Here is a 13,494-nt window from a genome sequence, read left to right on the forward strand (position 1 = left end):
TCACCCTTCTCCCTTGTCCGACGTGACCGTCCTCCCTGGAGCGCCGCGATGACCGTGTCCCCGCCCCGCGACACCGGGCCGACGCCGGCCCGGCACGCCTACCCCCCCGCCCCGCGCAGCGGAGGGGTGGACCTCGTGCACGGACGGCCGGTGGCGGACCCCTACCGCTGGCTGGAGAATCCGCAGGACCCCGCCACCGCCGCGTGGAGCGCCGCCCAGGACCTGCTCTACGCCGAGGAGGAGGCGCGCTGGCCCGGCCGGGAGGCGCTGCGCCGACGGATCACGACACTGCTCGCCGGCGGCGGCAGCGGCCCGCCGGTACCGCGCGGCGCGCGGGAGTTCCACCTGCACAGGGAACCCGGGCATGAAGTGGCGGTGCTCGCCGTCCGTGAGGGCGCCCGGACACGGGTGCTGCTCGACCCGCTGGTGGCCGACCCCTCGGGTACGACGGTGCTGGACGCCTGGGAGCCGTCGTGGGAGGGCGACCTGGTGGCCGTTCAGCTGTCATCGGGCGGCACGGAGCAGTCGGTGCTGCGCGTCCTCGACACGGCGACCGGCGAGGTGGTGGACGGACCGGTGGACCGGGTCCGCCGTTCCCCCGTGGCGTGGCTGCCGGGCGGCCGGGCCTTCTACTACGTGCGCCGGCTACCGCCGGAGGAGACTCCCGGCGGGGCGGGCCGCCACCGCCGGGTGTATCTGCACACGGTCGGTACCCCGGCCGGCCGGGATACGGAGATCTTCGGCGCGGGGCGGCCGGAGACCCAGTACTACACCGTGGCCACCTCACCCGACGGCCGGCTCCTGGTCGTCGGTGCCAGTGAGGGCACCGCGCCGCGCACCGACCTGTGGACCGCCGACCTGACCCGGACCGGCCCGGCCCGGCCCGGACTTCGCCGCTTTCAGCACGGCACCGACGCCCGTACAGCCGTCCGTCTCCGGCCGGGCGGCGGACCGCTGCTGCTCAGGACGACGGCCGGGGCCCCTCGCGGCCGGATCGCCGCAGCCCGCCCCGACGCCACGGGCCCCGGCCACTGGCGCACCGTGGTCGGCGAGCAACCCGGCACCGTGCTCCAGGACTTCGCCGTTCTGGACGGTCCGGCACTGGACCGGCCGCTGCTGGTGGTCGTACGGACCCGGCACGCGGTCGGCGAGATGACCCTCCACGACGCCCGGACCGGTGTCCTCACCGGGGTCGTCACCCTGCCGGGTCGGGGAACGGTGACCAAACTGACGGTACGTCAGAACCCGGGGCACGAGGTGTGGTTCGCGTACACCGACCACATCACGCCCACCGTCGTCCTTCGCTACGACGCCACCACCGGACGTCTGGGTCCCTGGCCGGGCGGGCCGCCGGCCGTGTCGCCGGCGGAGGGCGTGCGCGTCACCCAGGAGGTCGTGCGCTCCCGCGACGGCACCGAGGTACGCATGTTCGTGATGTCCCCCGAGGGCCGTCCCGACCGGCCGCGCCCCGCCGTTCTCAGCGGTTACGGAGGCTTCGGCGCCTCGATGACTCCGGGTTTCACTCCGCAGGCCGTGCCCTGGGTGCGCGCCGGCGGGGTGTACGCGGTGGCCTGCGTGCGCGGCGGGGGCGAGGAGGGTGAGGAGTGGCACCGGGCCGGACGGCGCGAGCACAAGCACAACACCTTCGACGACTTCGACGCCGCCGCCGATCATCTGCTCGGTACCGGATGGGCCGCACCGGGCCGGCTCGGCCTTCTCGGCAGCTCCAACGGCGGTCTGCTGGCCGCCGCCGCGCTGACGCGCCGGCCGGAGGCCTATGCGGCCGTCGTGTGCGCGGCGCCCCTGCTCGACATGGTGCGCTACGAACTGTCGGGGATGGGGGCGAGCTGGCGTGACGAGTACGGGAGTGCCGAGGACCCCGCCGATTTCGCGCGGCTGCTCTCCTACTCCCCGTACCACCGGGTGCGCGAAGGCGCGCGCTACCCGGCCGTGCTGCTGGCCGTTTTCGACGGCGACACGCGCGTCGACCCCGCGCACGCCCGGAAGATGTGCGCCGCCCTGCAGTGGGCCGGTTCGAGTGACGGCCCGGTGGTGCTGCGGACCGAGCGCGGCGTCGGGCACGGCACACGCGGCGCCTCGCGCAGCGCCCGCCTGTACGCGGACGTGATGGCCTTCCTCGCCCACCACCTGGGCCTCGATCCGACGAGGGACGTCCTGGGATGAACGTACTTCTGTGCCCGCTGAACGACCCGGGCTACCTGTACCCGGCCCTCGCGGTGGGCCGGGAACTGCGCCGCCGAAGCCACACGGTCCATGTCCTCGCCGGGCCGCCGGCCGCGGCCGCGGTCACCGCGGCGGGCATGGAGACGTCGGCCGTCCCGGACGGCACCGCGCTGTCGGTGGCCCACTGGACGGTCCGGGGCCCCGAGCAGTACACGGCGGTGGCGCAGGCGGTGCGGCGACTGCGGCCCGACGTCCTGGTCACCTCCGTGCTCTGCCACGGCGCCTTGGTGGCCGCCGAGGCCGCCGGGCTGCCGGTGGTGGTCATCGGCCTGGCGGCACACCTGTGGCCCTACCGCGCCGGGCCGGCGGACGAGTGCGGCCGCGCGTGGCGGCTGGCGGAGACCCTGAAGCATCATGCGGCGGTACGGGAGACGGCCGGTCTCGGCCCCCGGCGTGACCGGTTCCCGGACACTCCACTGCTCGGCACCGCATTCCTGTTGCGCGGCCACCCCGCCATGGAGGTACCCGACGCCGAACTGCCCCCGGCCGTACGGCATGTCGGTCCCTGTTGGTGGGAGCCGGAACCCCCGGCGGCTGAGCCGCTGCCGGAATCCGGGTCCCTGGCGTACGTCCATCTCGGCCGTACCTTCGGCGGCACCAGCCTCTGGCCGCGCCTCAACGCGGCCTTCACCTCGGGCACGCACCGCGCCGTCGTGGAACTGGGGCGGTCGGGTGCCTCCGAGGCCGCGGCGGACGCCGACCTGATCGTGGGGCGCCGCCCCTGGATGGGTCCGCTCGTGGAGCGGGCCGACCTCGTCCTGACCAATGCGACGTCCGCCCCCGTCCTGGCCGCACTTCTGCACGGCAAGCCTCTGCTCGTCGCGCCCAACGGCTCGGAACAGCAAGTCCTCGCCGCCGGCTGTCTGCGAGCGGGCGTCGCCCGCAGGTTCCCGGAGCGCGGTGCTCCCGCGCCGGAGCTGCGCGCCGCGGTCGACGACACCGCCCGCGATCCCGAGTTGCGAGCACGCGTGGCGGAGGTCGGCGGCCTGCTCGCCGACGGCAAGAGCGAGACGCGTGCCGCCGACGCCGTGGAATCGGCGGCACGCTGAACCCCGGCCGCGCCGGGGGCCGGTGGCCCCCGGCGCTCATCCCTCGTGCGGGCCCTGGGGCGGCATCCCGTCGAGCAGCACTTCCCGCAGCGCGGTCACGAGCTCCAGGCTCCGCAGGCGGACCGCCGCCGGTGCCTCTTCGCGCCGGCGTTCCGTGACGACCGCGAGGGCCGCTGCGGCCTGGCGGGCGAAGAGGGCGAGCAGATCGAGTTCGGAGAGGCTGGACCGGGACTGCTCCACGGGGTCGAGCACTTCGAGCACGCCGAGAACCCGGTCGCGGTGGGCCAGCGGCGCCGCCATCAGCGCGTCCGGCACATATCCGGTCGATTTCGCGACGTCCCGTGCGAACCTGCCCTGTTTCCTCAGGTCGTCCGCGACCATCGGCTCGCCCGAGACGAGCACCCAGCCCGCCAGCCCCCGGCCGGCGGGGAACCGGGAGCCCACGAGGGACTCCTCGCCCTCCCCGGCCACCGCCTGGAAGACCAGCTCGTCGGCGTCCTCGTCGTGCAGCAGGACGGAGCTGGCCGCCGCGCCGAAGATGGCGCGCGCGGTCTCGACGACGGACTGCAGCAGATCGCGCTCGGCGCTGCCGGCCTGAGTCGCGGGGCCCACGTCGGTGGCGGGGACGAGGCCGTGGAACTGGCTCATGATTCACCTCGGGTTTCGGGTTCGCCGATGCGTACGTTCGCGGCGGAGAGGTAGAGCGCGTGCTTGATCTGGAAGGGCGTCAGCTTCGGCCGGCTGCCGAGCAGCCGTGCGCACATCCCGCTGATGAAGGGGGTGGCGAAGCTGTTCCCCGTGGTGCGGATGGTCCTGCCGCCCGTCCAGGCCACCTGCACGTTCTGACCGGGTGCGAAGAACTCCACAGGTGGTGCGGGGTTGTAGAGGAAGAGCCCGGAGTCGTCCTCCCGGTGCGTACCGACCGAGATGACCGACGAGAACCGCCAGGGGAAGCTCTCCACCGGAGTGTTGTGGGCCGACGCCACCAGCGTGGTGCCGGTGAAGAATGCCTGGTCGGCCAGGGACCTCAGGGTTTCGAGGAACTTCGGACGGGTCGTGGACAGGCTGAGGTTGACCACGTCGAAGCCTTGGTCGACGGCCCAGCGCAGCCCCGTGAGCAGGGCGTCGCCGCTGCCGGTGAAGCCCTCGCCCAGCACCCGCACGCTGTACAGATCGCAGCCCGGTGCCACGCGCCGGACGATTCCGGCGCACGCCGTTCCGTGCCCGCAGCCGTCGCCGGTGCCGTCGGGCAGCGGACCGCTGTCGACGACCCGCAGGGTGCCGTCGGGAGCAGGCGCCACCTCGTAGGAGCCCTGGACCGTGCCGACCGAGGGATGACCGCACTCCACCCCGGTGTCGACCACACACACGCGAACGCCTCCGCCGTCCGACCACGCCGAGGGGTCGGCGGGCAGCGCCTGCACCGTGTCGGCGAACATCGTAAGGTCCTCGGGGGCACGGTCGCGCAGGCTCCAGGTGAGCCCCCCTGCCGTCCCGGTGGTCATGAGGTTCCGCCTTTCCGCCCGGCCGGGCGTTCGGTGCTCCGGGCCGCGGCCGCGCTGTCGTCGGCGAACACGGCCGCGCGGTCCGCACCGAGTTGGTGTCCCTTGATGGTGAAGTGCCGTTGCGCCCTACGCGCCTCCCGCGCAGCGTCGCCGGGGAGATCCAGTGTGCGCAGGGTGTGCGCGCGGTCGAGGGCCGCGGTGCCGCGGACGACCGGGGAGTCCGTGTCACCGGCCGCGGCGGTCGCCCGGTCCGCGCAGGCGCGTGCGGCCACCGGCTCCCCGGCGAGGGCGAGGGCGCGGGCCCGCAGCCCGTGGGCGTCGGCGGACTCCGCCGGGGGCAGGCCGGACTCCTGGGGGTCCGGCAGGGCCAGCGCCTGTCCCGGCTCCCCCCGGTCCAGCAGGATGCGGGCCCGCTCGCGGGCGATTCCGGGCAGCGCACCGGTGACGCCGAGTTCACGTCCGGCGCGGGCGGCCTCGTCCAGGAGGGCGAGCCGGCGTTCCGGCGTACCGGTCAGGGCCTCGACCTCGGCGGCGAACAGCGGGACGAACAGCGCGCTTTCGGCGTAGCCGAGGCCGCCGGCGAGCCGCGCCGCCTCGGCCAGCCGTTCGTGCGCCTCGTCGTGTCGGCCCTGGAGGGCCAGGAGTACGGCCAGGGGGCAGGCCAGGGTGGCCCGGACGGTCGGACGGCCGGCGCCGTGGGCCGTCAGCAGTTCCTGGCAGCGGGCGACGGCACGCGCGACCGGGGTCGGGCCCCGCCACAGGGAGATGCCGACCGCGCCGAGCGCCAGGGCCCGTTCGGGTTCGGCGTCGGCGCGGCCGGCGTGGTCCAGCGCCCGGCTCAGCAGTGCCTCGGCCTCGGCGTGCCGTCCGCGCCGCTGGCGGTCCTGGGCGATGCGGACGCAGGCACGGGCGATGCCCTGGTCGTCGCCCGCCACCGTGAACAGGGCGAGCGCGGCCTCGGCCACGTCGGCCGCGGACCCGTGCCGGGGGTCGAGGGCGGTCAGAGCGAGCCGGGCGTGGGCGGCACCCAGCCGGTCACCGGCCCGGTCCGCCGTGTCGAGGGCCCCTGCCAGGAGTTCCCGGCCGCGCACCGGCTCGCCGCGGGCGACCTTCGTCTCGCCGAGCCGGCGGGCGGCCTCGGCGGCGGCGGGCTCGCCGGGGGCGGCCAGGTCCAGGCCCTGGGTGAGAAGGTCGTCGGCCCACGGCAGGTCGGAGCGGGCCAGGGCGGCCGCGCCGGCCCGGGTGAGCAGTCCTGCGGCGCGCGCACGCAGCACGTCGGTGTCGTCGTCGTGTATCCCCAGTTCGGTGAGCAGGCGATGGGCGCGGGCCAGGTGGGTGCCGACGGCAGCCTCACCCGCCTCGTGCCGGACGAGCACGCGGGCGGCGTGTTCGTGACGCCGGGCGCGCACCTTCTTGGCCATCCCGCGGTACGCGGTCTCCTGCACCAGGGCGCTGCCGAACCGCAGCACGGGGCTCGCGGTCCGGGTGCGGCCCCCGGCCTCGATGAGCCGCCGTCGCACGAGGCCGCGCAGCAGAACGTCGGCGGAATCCGGGGGGCCCGAGTCCTCGGCGGTGGCCAGTTCGGCCAGATCGGCGCGGTGGAAGTCGCGTCCCAGGACGGCGGCCAGTTGCAGCAGGGTCCGCTCCTCGGGAGGCAGCGCGTCGATGCGGGCGCCGAGCAGGGCGTGCACGGTGAGCGGCAGGTCGTCGCACTCGGCAGCCATGGCGGTCAGGTGCTCCAGGTACAGCGGATTGCCTTCGGCCCGGTCGAGGGCGCCCTCCAGCACTCCCTGCCGGTGGGCCGCCACCTCGACCAGCTCACCGGCGAGGACGGCGGCCTCCTCCCGGGTGAGCGGGGTGAGCATGAGTGACGCGGAACGCATCCGGCCGCTGCCCCAGCCGGGGTGGGTCTCCAGCAGCTCGGGACGCGCGGCGCACACCAGGGCGACGGCCGAGCGGTCGAGTTCGTCCAGCAGCCGGTCCGCCATGTCGAGCAGCGGCGCCGATGCCCAGTGGCAGTCGTCCAGCACGAGCACTACGGGCCGCTCCCTGGCCAGTCCGTCCAGCAGGCAGGCCAGCGCCATGAGGGTGTCGTCAGTGGAGGGGCTGGGTGTCCCGTCCGCGAGCAGACCGGTCCGCAGCAGGCGCAACGCCTGCTCCGCCTCCGCCCGCTCGTGCGCCGGCAGCCCTGCGAGCGCGGCATCCTCCCCGACGGCGGCGAGCACCTGGCGTACCGCTTCGGCGAGTGGTGCGAGGGTGCCGGTCTCGCCGTACGGACGGCACCGGCCCTCACCGTACGCCGGGCAGTCCCTCAGCCATTCGCGCAGCAGGCGCGTCTTGCCGAGCCCCGCCTCGCCGTAGACGGTCACCAGATGCGAACGGGGATCCGCCGTCAACTTACGTAACATCAGGCGGAGTTCGGCCAGCTCCTGCTCACGGCCGATGAAGGGGGTGTCGAAGCGGCGCACCCGCTCCGGGTCGTCCTCGTGCAGGGCGACCAGGCGGCGGGCCGGGACGGGGGCGCCGACCCCTTTGAGGGACAGCGATCCGGCGGATTCGGTGACCGCCGAGGGCCCGGCCGCGCGCAGGGTGGCGGGGCCGATCAGGATCTCGCCCGCGCCGGCATGCTGTTCGAGCCGGGCGCCGATGTTGACCACCTCGCCGGAGACCATGGCCTGCCGGGCGCCGGGGTCGACGCTCACCACGACCTCGCCGGTGTTCACCCCGATGCGGACGGCGAGCCGCACCCCGTGCTCCCGCTCCAGCTCGGCGTTGAGTCCGTCGAGGCCGGTGACCATGGCGCGGGCGGCGGCCAGGGCACGGTGGGCGTCGTCCTCGTGTCGTACGGGAACACCGAAGACCGCCATCACGGCGTCACCGATGAACTTCTCCACCGTGCCGCCGTGTTCCTCGATCCGTGCCCGCATCAGCGCGAAGTACCGAAGCGTCACCGTGCGCAGCGTCTCCGGGTCGAGCCGGCCGGACAGGGCCGTGGACCCGACGAGGTCACAGAAGACCACGGTCACCACCCGCCGTTCCTCGGCCGTGGCGGAACCGGCCGCGGCGACGCAGGCGGTTCCGCACCGGGGGCAGAAGGCCGCGCCGTCCGGCGGCGGTTCGGGGCACCGGGGGCAGCTCATCCGTGCGATCCCGGTCATCAGAACAACGCTCCGCCGGCGATCTCGCTGTGCGCCTGCACCTCCGGCTCGGCGGCGTCCAGCCGCTCCTTCAGGCCCAGCAGCAGGGTCAGTTCCTCCGCGCTGAGGTCCTGGAGCACCTCCCGCTGCTCGGGAGAGAGACTGTGCAGTGGGAACCCGGCGTCCTCCAGCACACGGAGGCGGTCGCGATCCTGCGCGTGCTCATTCATGGAGGCTCCCCGATAGGGTTGATGCCGCGGCGATGCGGTCGAACAGCTCAGCGAGGGTGGTGACCGTGTGCAGCGCGCTGACCGCGACCAGAGAGTGCTGCGCGCGGTCCAGAGGCAGTCGGCCGATCAGCCGGTCGAGGTCGGCGCTGTGCCCGTCGTCGAGGTCCGCGTGGAGGCGTACGGTCTCGAAAGCGGCCTGCGGCAGCCCGGTCTCACGCGCCAGCCGGCCGGCGAGCCCCGGAGCCGGTGCGTTGCCCTCCAGCACCGCGATGTAGCCGAGCAGGGCCACGGGATGGCTGTGCTCGATCCAGTAGTACTGCGCTCCCACCAGAGCGGCGACGCAGGCCGGCGGGGCGGTGTCGGTCAGCTCTCCCGGCGCGGTCCCGGCTGCCGCGGCGTCGGTGAGCAGCCAGTCGTCGTGGCCCCGTTCCTGTTCGGCGTGCGCCCGCAGGTACCGGGCGAGATGCGGCGCCACGGGGTCGCGCGTCAGCAGCTCACATCGGTCGGCGGCCCGCTCCATCAGGGGAACGGAGGCGCGGATCACCTGGTGCATGGCCCGCAGGTAGTGCCGGTACCGGCCGGGGAGCCCGGCGTCGGAGCGCCATATGCGGGCGGCGGCGGACCGCAGTACGGGCTGCACGAGCGACAGTTCGAGTCGCAGGCCCGCGACAGCAGTGGGGCTCATGCGGGACTCACCTCGTCTTCGGGCCCGCCGAGCAGCACGAGTGGCGCGTACGGTTCGCTTCCGTACCGCCGCAACAGCGCCACCGCCCCCGCGTCGCGTTGGAGCCGGGCGCCGAGCGCGTCCATCGCGCCGGCCGCCGGCCGGGACCCGGCCCGTGCGGCGGCTTCCAGGGCCGCGGGCCGCCCGGCCAGGGCGCGGCAGTTCGCACAGGACCCGACCCCGGCGGTACGGATGGTGCGCAGCACGGGCGACTCCTGGCAGCGGCGCCGTATCCGCGTCCAGCCGTCCACGGCGATGTGTCCCAGGCGAAGGTGTTCCGGCATGGGGCGGGTGTCCACCACACGCTGGTTGCAGCAGGCCGTGACCGTGCCGTCGAAGGCCACCACCGGCCAGGCCGCCATAGCGCAGGGAGCCGGCGGTCCCCCGGCGCCGTCGAGCGGGACCTCCCGCGCGGCCGCCCAGGCCGCCGCCCGCCCCACCGGCCGGACGTGATTGACCAGTACGGCCGCCCGGTCCCGGAACTCGGCCCGTATGGACGCGGTGATGTCCGCGAGATAGGGATCGTCCGCCGCATTACCCACCACGTGAAAACTGACGCCGATTCCGCTTTCCATGATGCGATGGACCGCACGGAAGGCCGCCGCGCGCGGTACTTCACGTTCATGGAATACGTCGATGCTCGCCGAGAAATGGGAGACGTGCCGAAGTGCGCGCATGATGCGGGCGGGTATCCGCCCGTCGGTCGCGAAGAACATGCCACTGAGCACCGACGTCCGCGTTCCGGCCGACGCGGCGAGTGACGAGAGATCGCCCACGAGCGCGGGCCGCAGCAGGGGCTCACCACCCGTGAGCATGAGCACCTCCGGACGGTCCCCGGGGGTGAAGCCGCCCACGAAACGGCGCAGCGCCTCGGCCGGGGTGTCCTCACCCCGCGGCCCCGACGACGTGGAGCAGTGGGCGCAGCTGAGCGGGCAGCGCCTGGTGAGGGTGGCGAGCAGCCCGGCAGCCGGCACCGGCCGCAGTTCGATGATCTCCGCCAGTCGCATCGCGTCACCTCCGTCGGTCACCGGGACATGCGGCGCCAGGGTGCGTGGGAGCGGTTCGGTCGCGGTTGGCACCCGGTTCGGTGCCGGTACACGGCGCATCGCGGCCCGGTGGCGCGGGGCCCGCACACGGCCTGACGATTCGCCTGGATATGCACGCATGTTCACCGTTTGTCCCGGCGGGTGCGTTGCTGCATGCACCTTGAGCCACCCCCGGGCCCATAGCCCCGCCATCCGCTTGTGACCATGCTGTGAAGAACAGAGGGAATTCCATCGAATTCCCGACGTATTCACGGCTCCTCGCGGATTCGCTCACCCCCCCGACCGCTCCCCGGAGGCTTTCGTGCACGCAATTGTTCTCTTCTCCCGGAACTCCGACGACACCGGCTGGGGAAGGGGCTGAGAGAAAATGACCGATACCTTCACGGAACGCCGCAACGGGCCGGCGGATCCCGGGATTCCGCGAGAGCGCGCAGGCGCCGGCGGCACAGGCGTCCTCGCCCCTCTGCGTCTTTCCCTCCTCGGTCCGCTGCGAGCGTCCCGCAACGATCTGCCGTTGCCTCTCGGTCCGCTGAAGCAGCGCCTCGTTCTGGCGGTCCTGCTCACCCGTCCGAACACGCCCGTGTCGCTGGAGGAGCTGACCGACGCCGTCTGGCCGGACGATCCGCCCCGCACCGCCCGCAAGAACCTCCAGGTGTACGTCTCGGCACTCCGCCGGGTGCTCGACCCCGACGACCTCGGCCGGCTGCGCCACGGTCCCGGCGGTTACGTCCTGCACCTCACCGCGGACGAGTGCGACAGCCTGCGGTTCGAGGAACTGGCCCGGCGCGGCGACGCCGAGGCACGCGCGGGCACTCCGAGCCGCGCTGCCCGGCTCTACCGCCAGGCCCTGGACCTGTGGCGGCATGACCCCTTCAGCGATCTCGCCGCCCGCGCCGATGTGCTGCGTGCCGCTGTCGAGCGGCAGCACGCCCGTCGGCTGGCCGTCTACGAGGCGTGGGCGGAGGCGCAGCTGGAGACCGGCGAGCCGGCTCCGGTGGCCGACACCGTGGACGAGATGGTGAGCCGCCACCCGCTGCGGGAGCGGCTGCGCGCCGCCCAGCTCACCGCGCTCCACCAGGTCGGGCGCCGGACGGAGGCACTGGCCGCCTACGACGAGTGCCGCCAGCAGCTCTCCCGGGAACTGGGCCTGGAACCCGGTGCGGCGCTGCAGCACGCCTACCGCTCCTTGCTGGAGGACGCGGCCCCGCCCCGGCCACGCGGCGGCCCCACCGGCTCGCGGCTGCTCCCGCCGGACCTCGCCGACTTCACCGGGCGGGCGCGGGAGCTGGAGGCCGTCACCGCGCAACTGGGCCGTGAGGGCGGACCGCCGGTACTGCTCACCGGCCCGGCAGGCGTTGGCAAGACGGCCCTGGCCGTGCGCGTCGCGCACCACCTTGCCGCGCGCTACCCCGACGGCGTGGTCGCTACCCGGCTCTGCGCCGAGGACGGTTCCGCACGTCCGTGGACATCGGTACTGGCCGAGCTGGCCCGTTCCCTGGGCTGCACCGAGCGGTTTCCCACCGACCGGGAGGAGGCAGCCACCGCCTGGCGCTCCTGGCTGTCCGGGCGCCGGATCCTGCTGCTGCTGGACGATGTTCCCGACGCCGCCGCCCTCGGCCCGCTGCTGCCGCCGTCGGGCCCCACCGCCGCGCTGGTCACCTCCAGGAGCCGGCTGCCCTGTCTGGAATCCGCGCACCGGACCGAACTTCCGCCCCTGTCCGCCGAGGAGGCCCTGGACCTGCTCGGCGGAATCATCGGCAGGACCCGGCTGGCGGCGGAGTACCCCGCCGCCGCACGCATCGCCACCGCAACCGGGCTCCTCCCGTTCGCCCTGCGGGCGGGCGGGAACCGGCTGTCCGTACTGCGCCACATGCCGCTCGGGCAGTACGCGGACCGTCTCGAACACCCTTTGGAGGCCTTGGACGAACTCGCGGCCGGCAGCCTCGGGGTCCGGGCCCGTCTCGCAGGCGCCTGGGCCCGGCTGACCGTTCCCGCCCGCAGCACCCTCCATGCCCTGGCCGCACTGCCGGACCCGGCCTTCTCCCTGTCCACCGCCGCCCACGCCCTGGGCCTCGACGGACGGAACGCGCAGCGCGCCCTGGAGGACCTGATCGACGCCGGTGTCCTGGCTCCGCCGCCCGGTCCCGACGTGGCCGCGCACGCAGCGGCGGGAGAGGAGGCCGTTCACTACGAACTGCCTTGGCTGACCCTGCTGTTCGCGCGAGAACAGGCGGCAGGTCCGGGAATGCGGTGCTAGGGCCACGTCAGCCCGGGCGTGCCCGGCCCGCGGCGGAACCAGGATCCGCTCCCCGGACCGGCCCGGCTCGGTCCGGAGCCGGCCGCCCGGCTCCGGGCCGAGCCGGGCGCAGGAAGCCGGGGCGGCCCGTGCCGCAGCGGGCGCGAACGGCAGGCGGCCACAGGCCGTTCTCTCCGGTGCGGTGGTCAGGCGCCGCCCGCGGCCGCCGCGGCAGGACCGGAGGACTGGACACGCGCCAGATAGCCGGCCTGGAAGCGGCTGGCCGCCCCCAGCTGCTCCATGATCTCGGCGATGTGCTTGCGGCAGGTTCGCAGCGACATGCCCAGCCGCCGGGCCACCATCTCGTCCTTCATCCCCTCCGCGAGCAGCCGCACGATGGCCTGCTTCACCTCGTCCCGCGCCGAACTCTCCGTCCAGGCAGGGTGGTAGGGCTCGGCCAGCGACCAGGTGTGGTCGAAGGTCGCGCACAGGTACGCCACCGTGGACGGCTCGTGGATGACGATGGCCGCGTCCAGGTCGTCCTGGTGCGGGATGAACACCGTCTCCTCGTCGAAGGCGACCATGCGGCCGAACAGTTCACTCATCGTCCTGATCTCGGCCCCCTCGTCGGTCATCCGCCGCGCGTACTCCTGCGTGGGCAGGTGGTAGCGGGCGGTGTGCTGGTACAACGTGCGCATCCGCACGCCGCGGCGCAGCATGTCCCGGTCCCGGATGAACGCCTGCTCCAGCAGCGTCGGGGAGCGGCCGCCGCCGGGGTGGCAGGTGCGGACCTCCTGCCGGCACCGCATGGTCGCCTCGGTGATCATGCCCACGACAGTCTTCAGGTCGGTGACCTCCGTGAGTGGCGCACGCCCCTGCCACCGGCGCCGTCCCTCCGCATAGAACGGTGCCAGGAGAGCCAGCTCGCCCCGCAGTTGGTCGATCTCGGCGAGCTGCCTGCGCAGCCCCGCCTCCTTCGGCGCGACCAGCGCGGCGATGGCCGCGTCAGGGGCCACCGGCACCAGCCGGTCGGAATCCTCGGGCAGGTACCGCAGCAGCAGCAGTTCGGTCAGCGTCACCACCGCCGAGGCCGCGCAGCCCTCCGGCAGCCCCAGTTTCGCGCCGAGCGTCTTCGCGTCGCACGATCCCTGATCACTCACCCACCGGAACACCCGGACGGCGTCCTCGGACAACTGCGCGCCCGACGCCGTCCGCCCGGCCGCTCCACGCAGACCCGCTAACTTGCCGTCCTCACCTATGCCGCCCATCCAACCCCCTCATCAGCCAGATGGCTCCACTCTCACCCATACAGATGTCTATTGT

10 protein-coding genes are annotated in these 13,494 nt (G+C 74.0%); 3 read left to right on the forward strand and 7 right to left on the reverse strand.

All coding sequences use genetic code 11. The annotated features are described in order from the left end of the window. Positions 1-48: 48 nt before the first annotated feature. Both ACIOEW_RS19425 and ACIOEW_RS19430 read left to right on the forward strand, forming a co-directional pair. Complete coding sequence (locus tag ACIOEW_RS19425; protein WP_401964854.1) at positions 49-2,184, forward strand: prolyl oligopeptidase family protein; 2,136 nt, start codon at positions 49-51, stop codon at positions 2,182-2,184. Further along, positions 2,181-3,293 carry a glycosyltransferase gene (locus ACIOEW_RS19430; RefSeq protein WP_401964856.1) on the forward strand — a complete coding sequence of 371 codons (1,113 nt, stop codon included), beginning with the start codon at positions 2,181-2,183 and terminating at the stop codon, positions 3,291-3,293. Before ACIOEW_RS19425 ends, ACIOEW_RS19430 begins: the two co-directional genes overlap by 4 nt. A 36-nt stretch (positions 3,294-3,329) precedes the next feature. Here the strand turns inward: ACIOEW_RS19430 and ACIOEW_RS19435 are convergent, their stop codons facing one another. From ACIOEW_RS19435 to ACIOEW_RS19460, 6 genes are read right to left on the reverse strand one after another with little or no spacing between them, the layout of a single operon-like run. Continuing rightward, positions 3,330-3,941 (reverse strand): GAF domain-containing protein, encoded by a 612-nt coding sequence (locus ACIOEW_RS19435; RefSeq protein WP_401964857.1) that lies wholly within the window; start codon positions 3,939-3,941, stop codon positions 3,330-3,332. After that, positions 3,938-4,798 (reverse strand): S8 family serine peptidase, encoded by an 861-nt coding sequence (locus tag ACIOEW_RS19440; RefSeq protein WP_362550678.1) that lies wholly within the window; start codon positions 4,796-4,798, stop codon positions 3,938-3,940. Before ACIOEW_RS19440 ends, ACIOEW_RS19435 begins: the two co-directional genes overlap by 4 nt. Continuing rightward, positions 4,795-7,956, reverse strand: a complete 3,162-nt coding sequence (locus ACIOEW_RS19445; RefSeq protein ID WP_401964858.1) for an AAA family ATPase — start codon at positions 7,954-7,956, stop codon at positions 4,795-4,797. The genes ACIOEW_RS19440 and ACIOEW_RS19445 overlap by 4 nt, the downstream gene beginning before the upstream one ends. Then, entirely contained in the window at positions 7,956-8,165 is a 210-nt protein-coding gene (locus ACIOEW_RS19450) for an aroma-sacti cluster domain-containing protein (protein ID WP_362550684.1), read from the reverse strand. Before ACIOEW_RS19450 ends, ACIOEW_RS19445 begins: the two co-directional genes overlap by 1 nt. Next, positions 8,158-8,850, reverse strand: coding sequence for an iron-containing redox enzyme family protein (locus ACIOEW_RS19455; RefSeq protein WP_401964860.1), 693 nt, complete (start codon positions 8,848-8,850; stop codon positions 8,158-8,160). Before ACIOEW_RS19455 ends, ACIOEW_RS19450 begins: the two co-directional genes overlap by 8 nt. Further along, the gene (locus tag ACIOEW_RS19460) at positions 8,847-9,896 is read right to left on the reverse strand and encodes a radical SAM protein (protein ID WP_401964978.1); all 1,050 of its coding nucleotides are present in this window, start codon (positions 9,894-9,896) and stop codon (positions 8,847-8,849) included. Before ACIOEW_RS19460 ends, ACIOEW_RS19455 begins: the two co-directional genes overlap by 4 nt. A 406-nt stretch (positions 9,897-10,302) precedes the next feature. Between ACIOEW_RS19460 and ACIOEW_RS19465 the strand changes: the two genes are divergently transcribed. Beyond that, entirely contained in the window at positions 10,303-12,192 is a 1,890-nt protein-coding gene (locus tag ACIOEW_RS19465; protein ID WP_401964861.1) for a BTAD domain-containing putative transcriptional regulator, read from the forward strand. A 185-nt stretch (positions 12,193-12,377) separates the two neighbouring features. Here the strand turns inward: ACIOEW_RS19465 and ACIOEW_RS19470 are convergent, their stop codons facing one another. Continuing rightward, positions 12,378-13,331: a LuxR C-terminal-related transcriptional regulator gene (locus ACIOEW_RS19470; protein ID WP_362554566.1), complete on the reverse strand. Its 954-nt coding sequence runs from the start codon at positions 13,329-13,331 to the stop codon at positions 12,378-12,380. Positions 13,332-13,494 lie beyond the last annotated feature (163 nt).

The sequence above is a fragment of the Streptomyces sp. NPDC087901 genome, assembly GCF_044742205.1.
GTDB lineage: Bacteria > Actinomycetota > Actinomycetes > Streptomycetales > Streptomycetaceae > Streptomyces.

Coding starts and splice junctions, on each gene's coding strand:
- ACIOEW_RS19425 (WP_401964854.1), top strand. CDS start 49: ATGACCGTGTCCCCGCCCCGCGACACCGGGCCGACGCCGGCCCGGCAC.
- ACIOEW_RS19430 (WP_401964856.1), top strand. CDS start 2,181: ATGAACGTACTTCTGTGCCCGCTGAACGACCCGGGCTACCTGTACCCG.
- ACIOEW_RS19435 (WP_401964857.1), bottom strand. CDS start 3,941: ATGAGCCAGTTCCACGGCCTCGTCCCCGCCACCGACGTGGGCCCCGCG.
- ACIOEW_RS19440 (WP_362550678.1), bottom strand. CDS start 4,798: ATGACCACCGGGACGGCAGGGGGGCTCACCTGGAGCCTGCGCGACCGT.
- ACIOEW_RS19445 (WP_401964858.1), bottom strand. CDS start 7,956: ATGACCGGGATCGCACGGATGAGCTGCCCCCGGTGCCCCGAACCGCCG.
- ACIOEW_RS19450 (WP_362550684.1), bottom strand. CDS start 8,165: ATGAATGAGCACGCGCAGGATCGCGACCGCCTCCGTGTGCTGGAGGAC.
- ACIOEW_RS19455 (WP_401964860.1), bottom strand. CDS start 8,850: ATGAGCCCCACTGCTGTCGCGGGCCTGCGACTCGAACTGTCGCTCGTG.
- ACIOEW_RS19460 (WP_401964978.1), bottom strand. CDS start 9,896: ATGCGACTGGCGGAGATCATCGAACTGCGGCCGGTGCCGGCTGCCGGG.
- ACIOEW_RS19465 (WP_401964861.1), top strand. CDS start 10,303: ATGACCGATACCTTCACGGAACGCCGCAACGGGCCGGCGGATCCCGGG.